The organism is Nocardia sp. CA-135398, assembly GCF_050955845.1.
Classification (GTDB): domain Bacteria; phylum Actinomycetota; class Actinomycetes; order Mycobacteriales; family Mycobacteriaceae; genus Nocardia.
Map to the genome: position 1 here is coordinate 1158188 of NZ_CP192084.1, position 18847 is coordinate 1177034.

General features: G+C 68.4%; 1 protein-coding gene (only partly in view). It reads left to right on the forward strand.

Every position in this 18847-nt window falls within one protein-coding gene, locus ACQP1T_RS05250, for a non-ribosomal peptide synthase/polyketide synthase (RefSeq protein ID WP_433761985.1), read on the forward strand. The gene is 43719 nt long; 13142 of those nucleotides lie to the left of the window and 11730 to its right, leaving coding positions 13143-31989 in view, spanning codon 4381 (partial) through codon 10663 (complete); the first codon wholly inside the window starts at position 2. Both codon boundaries (start and stop) fall beyond the window edges.

Below are 18847 nucleotides of genomic sequence, written 5' to 3' on the forward strand. Positions count from 1 at the left end.
CGATGTGCTGGCCAGGCACGAGGCGCTGCGCACCATCTACCCGGAGGTCGAAGGCACCGGTTACCAGCACGTGCTGCACACCGACGAGGTGCGCTCCGAGCTGGCGACCGAGGCGATCGCCCCCGGCGCGGTGCCCGCGCGCATCGTCGAGCTGGCGAGCGTGCACTTCGATGTGACCAGCGAGGTGCCGTTCCGGGCGAATCTGCTCAGCATCGATGAGCAGAACCATGTCGCGGTGCTCGTCATGCACCACATCAGTGGTGACGGTTTCTCGCTGCGTCCGCTGCTGCGTGACGTGGTGCTGGCCTACACCGAGCGCAGTCGCGGTGAGGTGCCCGCCTGGGCGCCGCTGGATGTCCAGTACGCCGACTACGCGCTGTGGCAGCGCGCGGTGCTCGGCAGCGAGGACGATCCGGAATCCGTCGCGGCACAGCAGCTCGCGTACTGGACCGAGCAGCTGGCCGATCTGCCCGATCAGATCGAACTTCCCGCCGACCGCTCGCGGCCCGAGGTCGCGTCCAATGCCGGTGGCACCCATGGCTTCTCGATCGATGCCGAATTGCACGCCGCACTGGCCGAACTCGCCCGCGCCCGCGGCGTCACGCTGTTCATGGTCATGCACGCGGCACTGGCGGCCTGGGCGGCCCGGCTGTCCAACAGCACCGATATCGCCATCGGCACCCCGATCGCGGGCCGCGGTGAACGCGCGCTCGACGATCTGGTCGGCATGTTCGTCAATACGCTGGTGCTGCGCAATGAGGTCGAGCCGAGCGCCAAGTTCAGCGATCTGCTGGCGCAGGTGCGCCGCACCGATCTCGCGGCCTTCGCCAATGCCGATGTGCCGTTCGAGCGGCTGGTGGATGTGCTCTGGGGACGGCAAGGCGGCGGAGCCGCCGGGGTGGGTAGACACAGCCCGGCGCGGTCGCAGGCGCACCACCCGCTGTTCCAGGTGGCGTTGACCTTCGAGGCCGCCTCGGCCGCGGATATGGGCACCGTGGCGCTGCCGGGTGTCGAGCTGTCGGTGGTCGAATTCGATCCCGGCACGGCCAAATTCGATGTGCAGCTGACCGTGGGCGAGACCGCCGACGGTGCACTCGGCTTGTCGTGGAACTACGCCACCGAACTGTTCGATCCGGAGACGGTGGCGTCGTTCGCCGATCGCCTGGTGCGGATTCTGCAGAGTGTGGTCGAGGATCCCGAGATCGTCATCGGCGATATCGATCTGCTCGGTGAGGCCGAGCGGCTCAATGTGTCGCAGCGCTGGGTGTCGTCCGGATTCGACAGCCTGGGCCCGGAGCCGGCAGCCCGGGTAACCACGGAGGGCGCCGGGAGCGCCGCGATCCGACACCGCACAGCGCGATTCAACGCACCAGGTACCACGCTGGTCGACCTGTTCGAGCAGGCGGTGGCGGCGCATCCGGACAATACGGCGGCCAAATTCGGCATCGAATCGCTGACCTACGCGGAGCTGGATCGGCGTGCGAATGTGTTGGCGCGCAGGCTGATCGCCGACGGCGCGGGTCCCGAATCGCTGGTCGCGGTGATCCTGCCGCGCTCGCTCGATCTGGTGGTCGCGCTGCTCGCGGTGGTGAAGACCGGCGCGGGCTATGTGCCGGTCGATCCGACCTACCCGGCCGAGCGCATCGCCTACGTGCTCGCGGATTCGCGCCCGACCAGCGTGATCCTCGATTCCACTGTCCAGGTGACGGTGCCCGACGAGCTGCCGACCGTGGTGCTCGACGGATTCGCGGTGGAGACCGGCAATGTCGAGGACGCCGACGACGCGCCGATCACCGACGCCGACCGTCTCGCGGCGCTCACTCCGGACAATGTCGCGTACGTGATCTACACCTCCGGCTCGACCGGCCGCCCGAAGGGCGTCGCGGTCGCGCACCGGAATGTGGTGCGGCTGTTCGCCAATACCGACCGCGACTTCGGCTTCGGCCCCCGCGATGTGTGGACGCTGTTCCACTCCTACGCCTTCGACTTCTCGGTGTGGGAGCTGTGGGGTCCGCTGCTGTTCGGCGGCACCCTGGTGGTCGTCGACTACTACACCTCGCGCTCGCCCGAACAGTTCCTGGAACTGCTGCGGGTGGAACAGGTCACGGTGCTCAACCAGACGCCGTCCGCGTTCTACCAACTGGCCGAGGCGGACCGCAATGCCGCACCGGACGCCAACCCGCTTGCCTTGCGCTACGTGGTGTTCGGCGGTGAAGCCCTGGAACTGCGTCGGCTCTCGGATTGGGTTGCCCGACACGGCGACGGCACCGATCGGCGCTCCGCCGCCCCGCTGCTGGTCAATATGTACGGCATCACCGAGACCACGGTGCACGTGTCCTACCGCGCGCTGGACGCCGCGACCATCGCCGCCGCCTCCGGCAGTGTGGTCGGTCGCGCCATCGCGGGTTTGCGCGTGTACGTCCTCGATAACCGGCTGCGGCCGGTTCCGGTCGGCGTCGCGGGCGAAATGTATGTCGCGGGACCGCAACTGGCCCGCGGCTACCTCGGCCGCCCGGACCTGACCACGACCCGCTTCGTCGCGAATCCGCTCGCCGACGCGGATGCCGCGGGTACCCGCCTGTACCGCTCCGGCGACCTCGCGCGCTGGAACCGCTTCGGCGAACTCGAATACCTCGGCCGCGCCGACGATCAGGTCAAGGTGCGCGGCTTCCGCATCGAACTCGGCGAGATCGAATCCGCCATACTGGCCCAGCCGGGCATTGCCCAGGCCGCGGTCATCGTGCGCGAGGACCAGCCGGGCGATCAGCGGATCGTGGCCTACGTGGTCGCCGAACCCGATGTGATCCCGGACCTGGATGTGGTGCGCAGCGGTGCGGCGGAACGACTTCCGTCCTACATGGTGCCGGCGGCGCTGGTGCGGCTCGAGTGGATTCCGTTGACCGTCAACGGCAAGCTGGACCGTCGCGCGCTGCCCGCGCCCGCGGTGCAGGCCAAGGCCTTCCGTGCCCCGGTGACACCGGTCCAGGAGACCGTCGCCGCGGTCTTCGCCGATGTGCTCGACCTGCCGAGGGTCGGTGTCGACGACGACTTCTTCGACCTCGGCGGCAACTCGCTCATCGCGACCAGGGTGGTATCCCGGATCGGCGCGGCGCTGGGCACCACCGTCCCGGTGCGCGCGCTGTTCGAGGCCTCCACCGTGGAAGCGCTCGCGGCCCGGGTGGAATCGCATGCCGATGGCGCCGCGCGCGCCCGGCTGGTGGCCCGTCCGCGCAAGGCCGACGAACTCGTGCCGCTGTCGTTCGCACAGCAGCGCATGTGGTTCCTGAACAAGTACGACACCGCATCCGCGGCCTACAACCTCCCCGTCGCCATCCGGCTGACCGGTGCGCTCGATATCGAGGCGCTGCGGCTGGCGGTGGCGGATGTGGTGCGCAGGCACGAATCGCTGCGCACCCGCTACCCGGAGCACGGCGGCACCCCGGTCCAGGTGATCGTGCCCGCCGACGCGATCGCGCTCGACCTGCAGCCGGTCTCGGTCGATCCGGCCGAGCTGACCGCGGTGGTGACCGAATTCGTGATGACCGGATTCGATGTGTCCGAACAGGTTCCGCTGCGGACCAGGCTCTTCGCCGCCGGTGTCGACGAGCATGTGCTGGTCGTCGTGGTACACCACATCGCGGCCGACGGCTTCTCCATCGGCCCGCTGACCCGCGACGTGATGCTGGCCTACACCGCGCGCGCCCAGGACGCCGCCCCCGGCTGGTCGCCGCTGCCGGTGCAATACGCCGACTTCGCCGTCTGGCAGCGTGAGGTCCTCGGCAGCGAGGACGATCCGGATTCGCTGATGGCGCGTCAGGTGGCGCATTGGCAGCGCGCACTCGACGGTGTCCCGGACGAGTTGCCGCTGCCCACCGACCGGCCGCGCCCGGCGATCGCCTCGCACCGCGGCGCGACGGTGCAGACCGAACTGTCCGCCGAACTGATCGCGGTACTGGAAGGTATTGCGCGCCAACGCGGTGCGTCGCTGTTCATGGTCATGCACAGCGCGCTGACGGTGCTGCTGGCCCGGCTGTCGGGCACCGACGATATCGCCGTCGGTTCGCCGATCGCGGGACGCGGTGAGCAGGCGCTCGACGATCTGGTCGGCATGTTCGTCAATACCCTCGTGCTGCGCACCGGCATCGATCAGTCGGAACCGTTCACGGCGCTGCTGGACCGGGTGCGCTCGACCGACCTGGATGCCTTCGGCAATGCCGACGTGCCGTTCGAACGGCTGGTGGAACTGCTCGCGCCGGAACGCTCGCAGGCGCGCAACCCGCTGTTCCAGGTGATGCTCGCATTCCAGAACCTGGAGCGCACCGCACTCGAATTGCCGGGTCTCTCGGTGTCCGCACTGGACCTCGACGAGAATGTGGCCCGCTTCGACCTGCAGTTCACGCTTTCCGAAACCGGTTCCGCCGGAATGACTTTGGCGCTCACCTACGCCACCGAGCTGTTCGACGAGTCGACCGCCGAGCTGATCACGCAGCGTTGGCGGCGGGTGCTGGAGGCCATTGCCGCCGACCCGACCGTCACGGTCGGCGCCATCGATGTGCTCGACGCGCAGGAGCGGGCCGATCTGATCGCCCGCACCGGTGCGCCGGCGGTGCCCGCGCGCACCCTGCCCGAGCTGCTGGCCGAGGCCGCCGCGATGGATCCGAAGGCGACCGCCGTGGTGTTCCAGGGGACACGTCTCTCTTATGGCGACCTCGACGAGCGGTCGAACCGGTTGGCGCGCTTGCTCATTGCCGAGGGCATCGGTACCGAGGATCTGGTCGCCGTCGGTGTGCCGCGGTCCGCGGATTCGGTCTTCGCCGCCTGGGCGGTATCGAAGACGGGTGCGGCATTCGTGCCGGTCGACCCGAACTACCCGGCCGAGCGCATCGCGCACATGGTCACCGATTCCGGTTCCCCGGTCGGCCTGACGGTCGCGGGGGTTCGCGACGGTCTGCCGGATTCGGTGCGCTGGCTGGTGCTCGACGAGCTCGACCTGGATGGATTCGACGGCGGTCCGATCACCGACGCCGACCGGGTCCGCCCGCTGCGTCCGGCGCATCCGGCCTATGTCATCTACACCTCGGGCTCCACCGGTGTGCCCAAGGGCGTGGTTGTCACCCATGCCGGTCTCGCGAACTTCAGCGTCGAGCAGATCGTCCGCTACGACCTCGATTCCGGTTCGCGCGCACTGCATTTCGCCTCGCCCAGCTTCGACGCCTCGATCCTGGAACTGCTGCTCGCGGTCGGCGCGGGCGGTGCGCTCGTGGTGACGCCGCCCGGCGTGTACGGCGGTGAGGAGCTGTCCGAGCTGATCCGCACCGAGCGGGTCACGCACGCGTTCATCACACCCGCCGCGCTGGCCACCTTCGATCCGAGCGGCCTGGACTCGCTGCGGGTGCTGGTCGCCGGTGGTGAGGCGGTTCCGGCGGATCTGGTCGCGAAGTGGGCGGTGCCGCTGGAGGACGGGTCCGTCCGCAGCTTCCACAATGGTTACGGTCCGACCGAGACCACCATCATGACCAATATCAGCGATCCGCTGGTGGCCGGTGACACCGTGGTGATCGGTGCGCCGATCCGCGGTATGCAGTCGCTGATCCTGGACGCCCAGCTCCGGCCGGTGCCGGTGGGTGTCGCGGGTGAGCTGTATCTGTCGGGCATCCAGCTGGCGCGCGGTTATCACGCCCGCGCCGGACTGAGCGCCGAACGCTTCGTGGCCAACCCGTATGTCGGGGGTGCGCGCATGTACCGCACCGGTGACGTGGTCCGCTGGACCCGCACGGGTGAGGTCGAATATGTGGGCCGCTCCGACTTCCAGGTCAAGGTGCGCGGCTTCCGCATCGAACTCGGTGAGATCGACGCGGCGCTGGCATCGCACGAGAGCGTCGACTTCGCGGTCACCATCGGCCACAAGAGCACCGCGGGCGCGACCTCGCTGGTGTCGTATGTGGTTGCGGCACCGGGCCGTTCGATCGATGTCGCCGAGCTGACCGCGCACGTCGAGGAACGCCTGCCCGCGTACATGGTGCCGTCCTCGGTGATGGTGATCGACCACATCCCGCTGACCCCGGTCGGCAAGCTGGACCGCAAGGCCCTGCCGGAGCCGGTCTTCGCGACCGAGGTGGTCTTCCGCGCACCGCGCACACCGATCGAGCACACCATTGCCGAGGTCTTCGCCGAGGTGCTCGGCGTCGAGCGCGTCGGTGTCGACGATTCGTTCTTCGCCCTCGGCGGCGACAGCATCGTGTCCATCCAGCTGGTTTCGCGGGCCAAGGCACGCGGTGTGGTCTTCAGCCCGCGGCACGTCTTCGAGCAGCGCACCGTCGCCGGACTCGCCGCGGTCGCCGAGACCGCCGACAGCACCGAAACCGCCGTCGAGGCGCTGGCCGAACTGCCCGGTGGCGGCATCGGCACCATGCCGCTGACCCCGGTGGTCCGGTTCATGGCGCAGCGGCACGGCTCGTTCAACCGGTTCAACCAGACCATGGCGCTCGAGCTGCCGGTCGGCATCGATCGCGTGGGCATCGCGAAAACCGTTGCCGCGGTGGTCGACCGCCACGACATGCTGCGGGCGCGGCTGTACCGCGAGGGTGCGGACTGGACCCTGGAAACCGTCGAGCCGGGCACCATCGATGTCGACGCGCTGATCGATCGCACCGAATTCGATGCGAATATCGACGATGCCGGACTGTTCGAAATCGCTTCCGCCGCACTGGATGCCGCGTTGGATCGACTCGATCCGGGCGCGGGCGTGGTGGTTCGGTTCGTGTGGCTGGAACCCTCGGACGGCAGCCGCGGCGGCCGCCTCATCGTGGCCGCGCATCACCTCGTGGTGGACGGTGTTTCCTGGCGCATCCTGGTGCCGGACTTCGTCGCCGCCTGGGGCCAGCTCACCGCGGGCCAGGAACCGCAGCTGGTCGCGCCCGCGACCTCGATGCGGGCCTGGGCGGACGCGCTGCGCCGCGAGGCCGAAAGTGCCGAGCGGGTGGCCGAACTGGACTACTGGCGTTCGGTGGTCGGCACCGCGGATCCGCTGCTGACCGAGCGTGCGCTGGATCCGACCGTGGATACCTCGGGCGCCATCGAGAAGCTGCAGGTCGAGGTGTCCGCCGAGGTCACCAAGGCGCTGCTGACCACCGTGCCCGCGCTGTTCCACGGCGGCGTCAACGACGGTCTGCTCACCGCGCTCGCGCTGGCGACCGCGAAGTGGCGGGCGGGCCGCACCACCGCCCGTCCCGACGATGCGCTGCTGATCCGCCTGGAGGGCCACGGCCGCGAAGAGGGCGTCGTGCCCGGCGCGGATCTCTCCCGCACGGTCGGCTGGTTCACCGCGATCTTCCCGGTCCGCTTCGACCTGTCCGGTATCGATATCGATGCCGCGCTGGCCGGTGGTCCCGCGCTCGGCAAGGCCGTCAAGGCGGTCAAGGAGCAGCTGCTCGCGGTGCCGGACAAGGGCATCGGCTACGGCCTGCTGCGCTACATGAACGAGGCGACCGCATCGGAACTGCCCGTCGAACAGCCGGGCCAGGTGAGCTTCAACTACCTGGGCCGCGTCTCCGAGGGCGATGTGCCCGAGGCGCTGCGCGGCTTCGGCTGGATCCCGGCTGCCGAACTCGGCGCGCTCGGCGGGGCCTACGACGCGGATATGCCCGCGATGGCGCCGCTGGATATCAATGCCATCGTGGTCGGCGACAAGCTGACCGCCAATATCGGCTACCCGAGCACTCTGCTCGATGCCGCGCAGGTCCGCGAATTCGGCGAACTGTGGACCACCGCACTGGAAGCGGTTGCCCGGCACGCCAATTCGAACGGCGCGGGCGGGCACACACCGTCCGACTTCACCCTGGTGCGCTCGACCCAGCGCGATATCGACAACTGGGAGCAGCGCTTCCCGGCACTGGCCGATATCTGGCCGCTGTCCGCACTGCAGGCGGGTCTGCTGTTCCATGCGCGCCTGGCCGCCACCTCGGTGGACGTCTACACCGCCCAGGCCGTGCTGACGCTGACCGGCCGGGTGGATCCGACCCGATTGCGTTCGGCCGCACAGGCTCTGGTGGACCGCTACGAGAATCTGCGCACCGCATTCGTCACCGATAACGACGGCAACCCGGTGCAGGTCGTGCTCGACAGCGCCCGCGTGGCCTGGGCCGAGCACGACCGGATCGAGTCCGGCGAGGCCGCCGATATCATCGCCGCCGATCGCATGCAGCGCTTCGATCTGACCGAGCCGCCGCTGATCCGCTTCACGCTGATCCAAATCGACACAGACCGTTGGCAGTTCGTGGTCTCCAACCACCACATCCTGCTCGACGGCTGGTCCATGCCGCTGCTCATGCGGGATCTGCTGGTGCTGTACGCGGCGCACGCCGATGCCAATGTGCTGCCCGCGGCGCGCTCCTACCGGCACTTCCTGGAATGGACCCGGCAGCAGGATCACGCGGCCTCGGTGGCCGCGTGGAGCACAGCACTGCGCGGTGTCAGCGAACCGACGCTGCTGTCGCGTCCGGATGCCGGGCGCGAGATCACCGCGCTGTCCGGCGAATACTTCTTCGAGCTGGACGAGCAGGCGACCGCGCGACTCACCGCACTGGCGGCCTCGCTCGGCGTCACGCCGAATACCGTGCTGCAGGTCGCCTGGGGCATCCTGATCGGCCGGATGACCAGCCGTGACGATGTGCTGTTCGGTACCACGGTGTCCGGCCGTCCGGCACAGCTGTCCGGCGTCGAATCGATGGTCGGTCTGTTCATCAACACCGTTCCGGTGCGGGTGCGTTTCGATCCGTCGGAATCGGTGGAGCAGCTGCTCACCCGGACCCAGGGCGAGCAGGCGGATCTGCTCGACCATCATTACGTGGGTCTGGCCGATATCCAGTCCGCCGCCGGTATCGGCGGTCTGTTCGACACCCTGGTGGTCTTCGAGTCCTACCCGGTCGATGCCGAGGGCATCCGGGCGCAGGCCGCCGATATCGATGGCATGGCCGTGGTCGATATGCAGGCCGCCGATGCCACGCACTATCCGCTGACCTTGATCGCGCAGCTGGACTCCCAGCTGCGGATCCGCGCGGGCTACCTGCGCGACCTGTTCGACGAGCCGACGGTGCGCCGCATCGCCGATCGCCTGGTGCGGGTGCTCGCCGCGATCACCACCGAACCGGCCGCGCCGGTCGGTGATATCGAACTGCTCGATACCGCCGAGCGCGAGCTCGTGGTGTCGGGTTGGAACGACACCGCACACCAGGTCGACGAGGCGGCCACGCTGGTCTCGATGTTCGAGACCCAGCTCGCCGCGACCCCGGACGCGACCGCGCTGACGTTCGAGGGGACAAGTCTGACCTACGCCGAGTTCGGCGCCCGGGTCTACAGCCTGGCGCGCTGGCTCATCGAACGCGGTGTCGGCCCGGAATCGTACGTGGCCCTCGGTATGCGGCGCTCCATCGATCTGGTGGTCGGCATGTACGCGGTGGCCGTGGCCGGTGGCGCGTATGTGCCGCTGGATCCGGATCATCCGGCCGAGCGCACGGAATACATTCTGGCCACCGCCGATCCGGTCTGCGTGCTGACCTCAGGCGACGATCTGAAGATCGATACCGCTCAGGTGCGCATCGATCTGCTCGACCTGTTCGGGCTTTCGGACGAGCCGGTGGCCGAGGCGGAACGGCGTGCGCCGCTGCGCCCGTCGAATACCGCGTACGTGATCTTCACCTCGGGTTCGACCGGTCGTCCGAAGGGGGTGGCGGTCAGTCATGCCGCGATCGTGAACCGGCTGGTGTGGATGCAGTCGGCCTACGGGCTGACCAGCGCCGACGCCGTACTGCAGAAGACGCCGGCCACCTTCGACGTTTCGGTGTGGGAGTTCTTCTGGCCGTTGCAGATCGGCGCGCGACTGGTCATCGCGAAGCCGGACGGGCATCGCGATCCGGCCTACCTCGCCGAGATCATCACCGCCGAGCGGGTCACCGTCACCCACTTCGTGCCGTCCATGCTGTCGGTCTTCGTGGCCGATGCCGCCGCGGCGCGGTGTGATTCGCTGCGACTGGTCTTCGCCTCCGGTGAGGCGCTGCCGCCCAAGCCCGCGCATCGCCTGCGCGAGCTGACCGGTGCGGCACTGCACAACCTGTACGGCCCGACCGAGGCCGCGGTCGACGTCACCTTCCACGAGGTGGTCGCGACCGATACCGACACCGTGCCGATCGGTGCGCCGGTCTTCAATACCCAGGTGTACGTGCTGGATTCGCGACTGCGGCCGGTTCCGGTCGGTGTCGCGGGTGAGCTGTACCTCGCGGGCACCCAGCTGGCGCGCGGCTATGTCGCGCGTCCGGATCTGACCAGCGATCGGTTCGTCGCGAACCCGTTCGGCACCGACGGCGCGCGCATGTACCGCACCGGCGACCTGGTGGCCTGGACGGCCGACGGTGAGCTGGAGTACCTGGGCCGCACCGACTTCCAGGTGAAGCTGCGCGGTCTGCGCATCGAGCTCGGCGAGATCGAGCAGGCGCTCACCGCGCTGGACGAGATCGCCCAGGCTGTCGTCGTGGTGCGCGGTGATCAGCACACCGGCGACCAGCTCGTCGCGTATGTCATCGCGACGCCGAACATGCGGCTGGATATCGAGACGGTGCGCGAGGATCTGGCGCGGCAGTTGCCCGCGTACATGGTCCCGTCGGTGGTCATCGTGCTCGACGCCTTCCCGCTCAATGCCTCCGGCAAGCTGGATCGCAAGGCACTGCCCGCACCGGTGTTCGAGGCCGCGGTATTCCGCGCGCCGACCACCCCGGTGGAGGAGATCATCGCGGCCACCTACGCCGATGTGCTCGGCCTGGAGCGCGTCGGCCTCGACGACGACTTCTTCGCACTCGGCGGCAACTCGCTGAGCGCCACCCAGGTCGCCGCCCGGCTCTCGGCCGCACTGGATACCGATCTCGGTGTCCGCGAACTGTTCGAGGCGTCCACCGTGGCCGCGCTCGCGGCCCGCGCGGAGTCCCGTGCCGGTGCCGGTGGGCGCACGGCCCTGGTGCCGCAGCCGCGCCCCGAGCGGGTGCCGCTGTCACTGGCTCAGCAGCGCATGTGGTTCCTCAACCGCTTCGATCCGGAATCGGCCGTGGACAATATCCCGGCCGCGGTGCGGCTGTCGGGTCTGCTCGACCGGCAGGCACTGCAGATCGCGGTCGCCGATGTGCTGGCCCGCCACGAATCGCTGCGCACCTACTACCCCGAATACGACGGCACCGCCTACCAGCAGACCGTCTCCACCGCCCGGGTGATCCCGGATCTGACGCCGATCGATGTCACCGAGGCCGAACTGCCGCAGCGCGTCGCGGAGGTCATCATGACCGGCTTCGACGTCACTGCCGAAGTTCCGTTCCGGGCCAAACTGTTCGAGATCAGCCCGACCGAACATGTGCTGGCACTGGTGGTGCACCACATTTCGGCCGACGGCTTCTCGATGGGTCCGCTCACCCGCGATGTGATGACGGCCTACGCCGCGCGCGTCGACGGCGGCGAGCCCGCCTGGCGCCCGCTCGAGGTGCAGTACGCCGACTTCGCGCTGTGGCAGCGCGCGGTGCTCGGCGCCGAATCCGATCCGGAGTCGATCATCTCGGCGCAGATCGAGTTCTGGTCCAAGACCCTGCGCGGCCTGCCCGAACAGCTCGACTTGCCCGCCGACCGGCCGCGTCCGGCGGTGGCATCGGGTCGCGGTGCCACGCATGTGTTCGAAATCGATGCCGAAACCCACGGCAAGCTCACCGAACTCGCGCGCACGCGAGGTACGACGCTGTTCATGGTCGCGCACACCGCGCTGGCCGTGCTGCTGTCGCGGCTGTCCGGCGAGGAAGATATCGCGATCGGTACACCGATCGCCGGACGTGGTGAGCGTGCGCTCGACGATCTGATCGGCATGTTCGTCAACACGCTGGTGCTGCGGACCCCGATCGACGGCGAGGCCACCTTCACCGAACTGCTGCGCACCGTGCGCGCCATCGATATCGGCGCGTTCGGACATGCCGACCTGCCGTTCGAGCGGCTGGTGGAGATCCTGAACCCGGTCCGTTCGCAGGCTCGTCATCCGCTGTTCCAGGTGATGCTGTCGTTCCAGAACACCGGCCAGAACAGCCTGGAACTGCCCGGACTCACCGTCAGCGGTGTCGAGCTGCCGATCGATGTGGCCAAATTCGATCTGCAGTTGGTCCTTTCGGAGCAGACCGCGACCCCGATCAGCACCTCGAACGGCGCCGGTGCCGCGGTCGCACCGTCGGGCATCACGGCCGAATTGATCTACGCCACCGATCTTTTCGACGCCGACACCATGGCGGCATTCGGCCAGCGGTTCAACCGGCTGCTGCAGGCCGTTGCGGCCGAACCGGATCGGGCCATCGGCGATATCGACCTGCTCGATGCGGCCGAAGCCGAACTGGCACTGCGTGGTTGGAACGACACCGAGCGTGATCTCGGTACGGTCGGCACACTGGTCGACGAGTTCGCCAGGCAGGCGGCGGCGACGCCGGATGCGGTCGCGATCGTGGACCCGGCGACGGGTGCTTCGCAGACATATGCCGAATTCGGTGCTCGCGTGCACCGTTTGGCGCGCCGCCTCATCGCCGATGGGGTCGGCCCGGAAAGCCTGGTGGCCCTTGGTCTTCGCCGCTCGGTGGATCTCGTGGTCGCGGCGTACGCCGTGCAGGAGGCCGGTGCCGGTTATGTGCCGCTCGACCTCGATCAGCCCGCGGAGCGGATCGGCTATGTGCTCGACTCGGCCGCGCCCGCGTGCGTGCTGACCACCTCGCGAGACGACTTCGACGCCACCGGTCTGCCCACACTCGTCATCGATGACCTGGATCTGTCGGAGTACTCGGACGCTCCGGTGACCGATGCGGAGCGGACTGCACCGCTGCGGCCGAGCCATCCGGCCTATGTCATCTTCACCTCCGGTTCGACGGGTCGGCCGAAGGGTGTGGCGGTGCCGCATGCGGCTGTCGTCAACCAGATTCGTTGGATCACTGGTGAATACGGCATCGGTGCCGATGATGTGGTGTTGTTCAAGACCCCGGCCACCTTCGATGTGTCGGTGTGGGAACTGTTCGGCCCGTTGAGCACGGGTGGCCGGATCGTGGTCGCGAGCCCGGACGGCCATCGCGACCCGCAGTACCTGGCCGACGTGATCGCGGCCGAGCGGGTCACCATGACCTCGTTCGTGCCCTCGATGCTGAGTGTCTTCGCGGGCAGCGTCGACGCGGCCGTCGGCAGCGATGCGCTCGTATCGCTGCGCGCACTCCTCATCGCCGGTGAGGCCTTCACCGCCGATGCCGCGACCGCCATCCGTCGGGTCAGCTCGGCCGAGCTCTACAACCTGTACGGTCCAACCGAATTCACCGTGCACGCGACCCACGGCCCGGTGGCCGAGCGGGTCGACGGCGCGGTGCCGATCGGTCTGCCGGTGTGGAATTCGCAAGCGTACGTATTGGATTCGCGTCTGCATCCGGTCGCGCCTGGCGTCGCGGGTGAGCTGTATCTGGCCGGTGCGCAGTTGGCGCGCGGCTACTTCGGCCGGACGGATCTGACCGCGGACCGTTTCGTGGCCAACCCGTTCGGCGCACCGGGCGCTCGGATGTACCGCACCGGCGACCTGGTGACCCGCAATGCCGACGGTTCGATCGAATATCTCGGCCGCACCGACTTCCAGGTCAAGCTGCGCGGTCTGCGCATCGAGCTGGGGGAGATCGAAACCGCCCTCACCGCACACGATTCGGTGGCACAGGCCGTGGCACTGGTGCGTTCGGATGCCAGGACCGGCGATCAGCTGGTCGGTTACCTGGTGCCCGCGAACGGCGCCACCGTCGATGTCGACGAGCTGCGCAGGCACCTGAGCGCGCAACTGCCGTCGTACATGGTCCCCGCGGCGATCGTGGTGCTCGACGCCATGCCGCTCAACCCGAACGGCAAGCTCGACCGCCGCGCCCTGCCCGAACCCGCCTTCGAGGCCAAGGAATTCCGCGCACCGTCGACCCCGATCGAACAGATCGTCGCCGACACCTTCGCCGAGGTGCTCGGTCTGTCGAGCGCGGACGGCGCGCGTCCGGTCGGTCTCGACGACGACTTCTTCGACCTCGGCGGCAACTCACTGATCGCCACCCAGGTGGTCGCCCGCCTCGGCGCCGCACTCGACACCCGTATTCCGGTGCGGCTGCTGTTCGAGGCGCCGAATGTGGCCGCGCTCGCCGCCCGGGTGGAGGGACAGCAGGGCACCGGCGGACGTCGGGCACTGACGGCCGGACCACGCCCGGAACAGATTCCGCTCTCGCTGGCCCAGCAGCGGATGTGGTTCCTCAACCGTTTCGACAACCAGACCGCCGTCAACAACATCCCGCTGGCGGTCCGGCTCACCGGCGCACTCGACACGGATGCGTTGCGCATGGCCGTCGCCGATGTGATGGACCGGCACGAGGTGCTGCGCACCGTCTACCCGGAGACCGCCGACGGTCAGGGTGTGCAGGTCGTGCTGCCCACCGGTCAGGTCCACCTCGACCTGACCCCGGTCGTGGTGTCGGAGACCGATATTCGCGATCGGATCAGCGAACTGGTGCTGACCGGCTTCGACGTGACCGCGGCGGTTCCGGTGCGCGCCAAGCTGTTCCGGCTCGAGGCGCCGATGGACGGCTCGCTGCCCGATACCCACGTGCTGGTCTTCGTGGTGCACCACATCTCCGGTGACGGCTGGTCGGTGCGTCCGCTGGCCCGCGATGTGATGGTCGCCTACGCGGCCCGCAACCGCGGCGAATCGCCCGCATGGGCGCCGCTGCCGGTGCAATACGCCGATTTCGCGCTCTGGCAGCGCGACACCCTCGGCTCCGAGGACGATCCGGAATCGCTGATCGCCCAGCAGGTCGCGTACTGGTCGCGGAATCTGGCCGGACTGCCCGACCAGCTGGATCTGCCCTCGGATCGTTCGCGTCCGGCCGTCGCGTCCAACCGCGGTGATGTCTACGAATTCGGCATCGACGCGCAATTGCTGACCGAGCTCAACGCCCTGGCCCGCACGAACGGCGCGAGCCTGTTCATGGTGGTGCACGCGGCGTTCGCGGCACTGCTCGCGCGCCTGTCGGGCAGCGACGATATCGCCATCGGCACCGCGGTCGCGGGTCGTGGTGAGGCCGTACTCGACGATGCGATCGGCATGTTCGTCAATACCCTCGTGCTGCGCACGCCGATCGATTCCGGTGCGTCGTTCGCTGAACTGGTCGCGCGGGCCAGGGAAACCGATCTGGCCGCCTTCGGCCACGCCGACCTGCCGTTCGAGCGTCTGGTCGACATCCTCAACCCGGCCCGTTCGCAGGCGCGCCACCCGCTGTTCCAGGTGATGCTGTCGTTCCAGAACACCGGTGAGGCGTCGTTCGAACTGCCCGGTCTAGAGGTGGCCGGTGTGCCGCTCGATGTGGTGACCGCGAAGTTCGATCTGCACCTGAACCTCGCCGACCGGCTCGACGCGGCCGGGAACGCCGACGGCATGACCGCCGAATTCGCCTACGCGACGGATATGTTCGACGCGAAGACGATCGCCGGTGTCGCCCAGCGCCTGGTCCGGCTGCTGCATGCGGTGGTCGCGGATCCGGCCGTCGCGGTCGGTGATGTCGATCTGCTCGATGCCGCCGAACGCAGCCTGGTGCTCGAGAAGTGGAACCAGACGGCCTATGTCGTCGATGCCGAGGCCACCTTGGTCTCGATGTTCGAGGAGCAGGCGGCCCGGAGCCCGAAGTCGACCGCGCTCACCTTCGAGGGCACGAGTCTGTCCTATGCCGAATTCACCGCGCGGGTGAATCGCCTTGCCCGGCACCTGGTTTCGCTCGGCGTCGGACCCGATTCGATGGTCGCGCTCGGTATGCGCCGGTCCTTCGAGCTGGTGATCGGCATGTACGCGGTGAGCGTGGCCGGTGGCGCGTACGTGCCGCTGGATCCGGATCATCCGGCCGAGCGCACCCGGTATGTGCTCGACACCGCCGATCCGGTCTGTGTCCTGACCACGGCCGCCGACGAGTTCGACACGGGCATGACGCCGACGCTGGATATCTCGGCGCTGGATCTCTCGGAATACTCCGGTGAGCCGCTGATCGATGCCGAACGCCTTGCGCCGCTGCGGCCTTCGAATACCGCGTACGTGATCTTCACCTCGGGTTCGACCGGTCGTCCGAAGGGTGTGGCGGTCAGCCATGCCGCGATCGTCAACCGCCTGGTCTGGATGCAGGCCGAATACGGCCTGGATCGCGGCGATGTGGTGCTGCAGAAGACGCCCGCCACCTTCGATGTGTCGGTATGGGAATTCTGGTGGCCGCTGCAGGTCGGCGCGCGACTGGTCATCGCGAAGCCGGACGGGCATCGCGATCCGGCCTACCTGGCCCAGACCATCGCCGACGAGCAGGTCACCACGGTGCACTTCGTGCCGTCCATGCTGTCGGTCTTCGTGGCCGACGACCGTGCGGGCGAATGCTTCGACCTGCGCAATGTCTTCGCCTCCGGTGAGGCGCTGCCCGCGGTGACCGCACAGCGATTGCGCGAGCTGACCGGTGTCTGGCTGCACAACCTGTACGGGCCCACCGAGGCCGCGGTCGACGTCACCTATCACGAGGTGACCGACGCCGATACGGTCTCGGTCCCGATCGGTGCGCCGGTGTTCAACACCCAGGTGTACGTGCTGGATTCGCGGCTGCACCCGGTTCCGGTCGGGGTCGCGGGTGAGCTGTACCTCGCGGGCACCCAGTTGGCGCGCGGCTATGTGGCGCGTCCGGATCTGACCGCGGATCGCTTCGTGGCCAACCCGTTCGGCACCGGTGAACGCATGTACCGCACCGGTGACCTGGTCACCTGGACCGCCAACGGTGAGCTGGAGTACCTGGGCCGCACCGACTTCCAGGTGAAGCTGCGCGGTCTGCGCATCGAACTCGGCGAGATCGAATCGGCGCTCACCGCGCTGGAGACGATCGCGCAGGCGGCCGTGCTGGTCCGCTCCGACGACCGGCTCGGCGATCAGCTGGTCGCCTATGTGATCGCGGCGGCGGATCGTTCGATCGATATCGACCAGGTGCGCGCCGAACTCGCGGGCGACCTGCCCGCGTACATGGTGCCGACCGCCTTCGTCGTACTGGACGCCTTCCCACTCAATGCCTCCGGCAAGCTGGATCGCAAGGCACTGCCCGCGCCGGTATTCGAGGCCAAGGTGTTCCGCGCACCCTCCACCCCGATCGAGGAGATCGTGGCGGGCGTGTTCAGCGATGTGCTCGGCGTCGCACGTGCCGGCCTGGACGACGACTTCTTCGAACTCGGCGGCAACTCGCTGCTGGCCACTCAGGTGACCGCGCGCATCGGCGCGGCGCTGGATACCCAGCTCGCGGTCCGCGATCTGTTCGAGGCGTCGACGGTTGCGGCGTTGGCGGCCAAGGCCGAACACAATGCCGGATCCGGCCGCACCCGGCCGCGATTGGTCGCGGGGGAGCGCCCGGCCCGGATTCCGCTCTCGCCCGCGCAGCAGCGGTACTGGTTCCTCAACCAGTTCGACACCACCACCTCGGCCGTGGACAATATCCCGCTCGCGGTGCGGTTGTCCGGTGCGCTGGATGTGGCGGCGCTGGAGCAGGCGCTCGGCGATGTGTTCGCCAGGCACGAGGTGCTGCGCACCACCTACCCGAGTTCGGCCAGTGGCCCGCACCAGGTGATCCTGCCCGCCGACCAGGCCGTGCCGGAGCTGACCGTCACCGATATCTCGGAGTCGGACCTGGTCGCCGCGGTGATCGAATTCGCGCTCACCACCTTCGATGTCACCGTGCAGGTGCCGTTGAAGGTCGGGCTGTTCCGGCTCGCCGAACCTGAGCACGTGCTGGCCTTCACGGTGCACCATGTCGCGGCCGACGGTTCGTCGATGGGTCCGCTGGCCCGCGATGTCATGGCGGCGTATGTGGCACGGGCCCAGGGTGAGATCCCGCAGTGGCAGCCGCTGCCGGTGCAGTACGCCGACTACGCACTGTGGCAGCGCGCGGTGCTCGGTTCCGAGGACGATCCGGAATCGCTTGCGGCACAACAGGTCGCCTACTGGCAGTCCGCGCTCGCCGGTATGCCCGATCAGTTGGAGCTGCCCGCCGATCGGCCGCGCCCGCGCGCGCAGTCGTTCCAGGGCAAGGCGATCCGCTTCGAGATCGCACCGGACAAGCACGCCAAGCTGCACGAGCTGGCGCGGGCCAATAACGCCTCGCTGTTCATGGTCACGCATGCGGCGTTGGCCGTACTGCTCGCGCGACTGTCGGGTACCGACGACATCGCGGTCGGCACCCCGATCGCGGGCCGTGGTGAACGCGAACTCGACGATCTGATCGGCATGTTCGTCAACACCTTGGTGTTCCGGACGATCATCGAGCCCGGTGACACCTTCGCCGACCTGCTCGCCGACGTGCGCGAGCGGGACCTGGAGGCATTCGCCAACGCCGATGTGCCGTTCGAGCGGCTGGTCGAGGTGCTCAACCCGGAGCGTTCGACCGCGCGCAACCCGCTGTTCCAGGTCGGACTCTCGTTCCAGAATCTGGCCGAGACCACCTTCACCCTGCCCGGTCTGTCGGTCAGCGCGGTGAACTTCGATTCGCAGCTGGCCAAGACCGATCTGCACGTCACGCTGTACGACCGCTACGCCGAGGACGGCACGCCCGCCCAGATCGTGGCCGAATTCGGTTACGCCACCGACCTGTTCGACGAGACGACGGTGCAGGGCTTCGCCGACCGCTTCGAATTGGTGCTCGATGCCGTACTGACCGATCCGGGCGTGCCGGTCGGCGAGATCGATCTGCTCTCGCCCGCCGAGAACACGCGAATTCTGCGGACC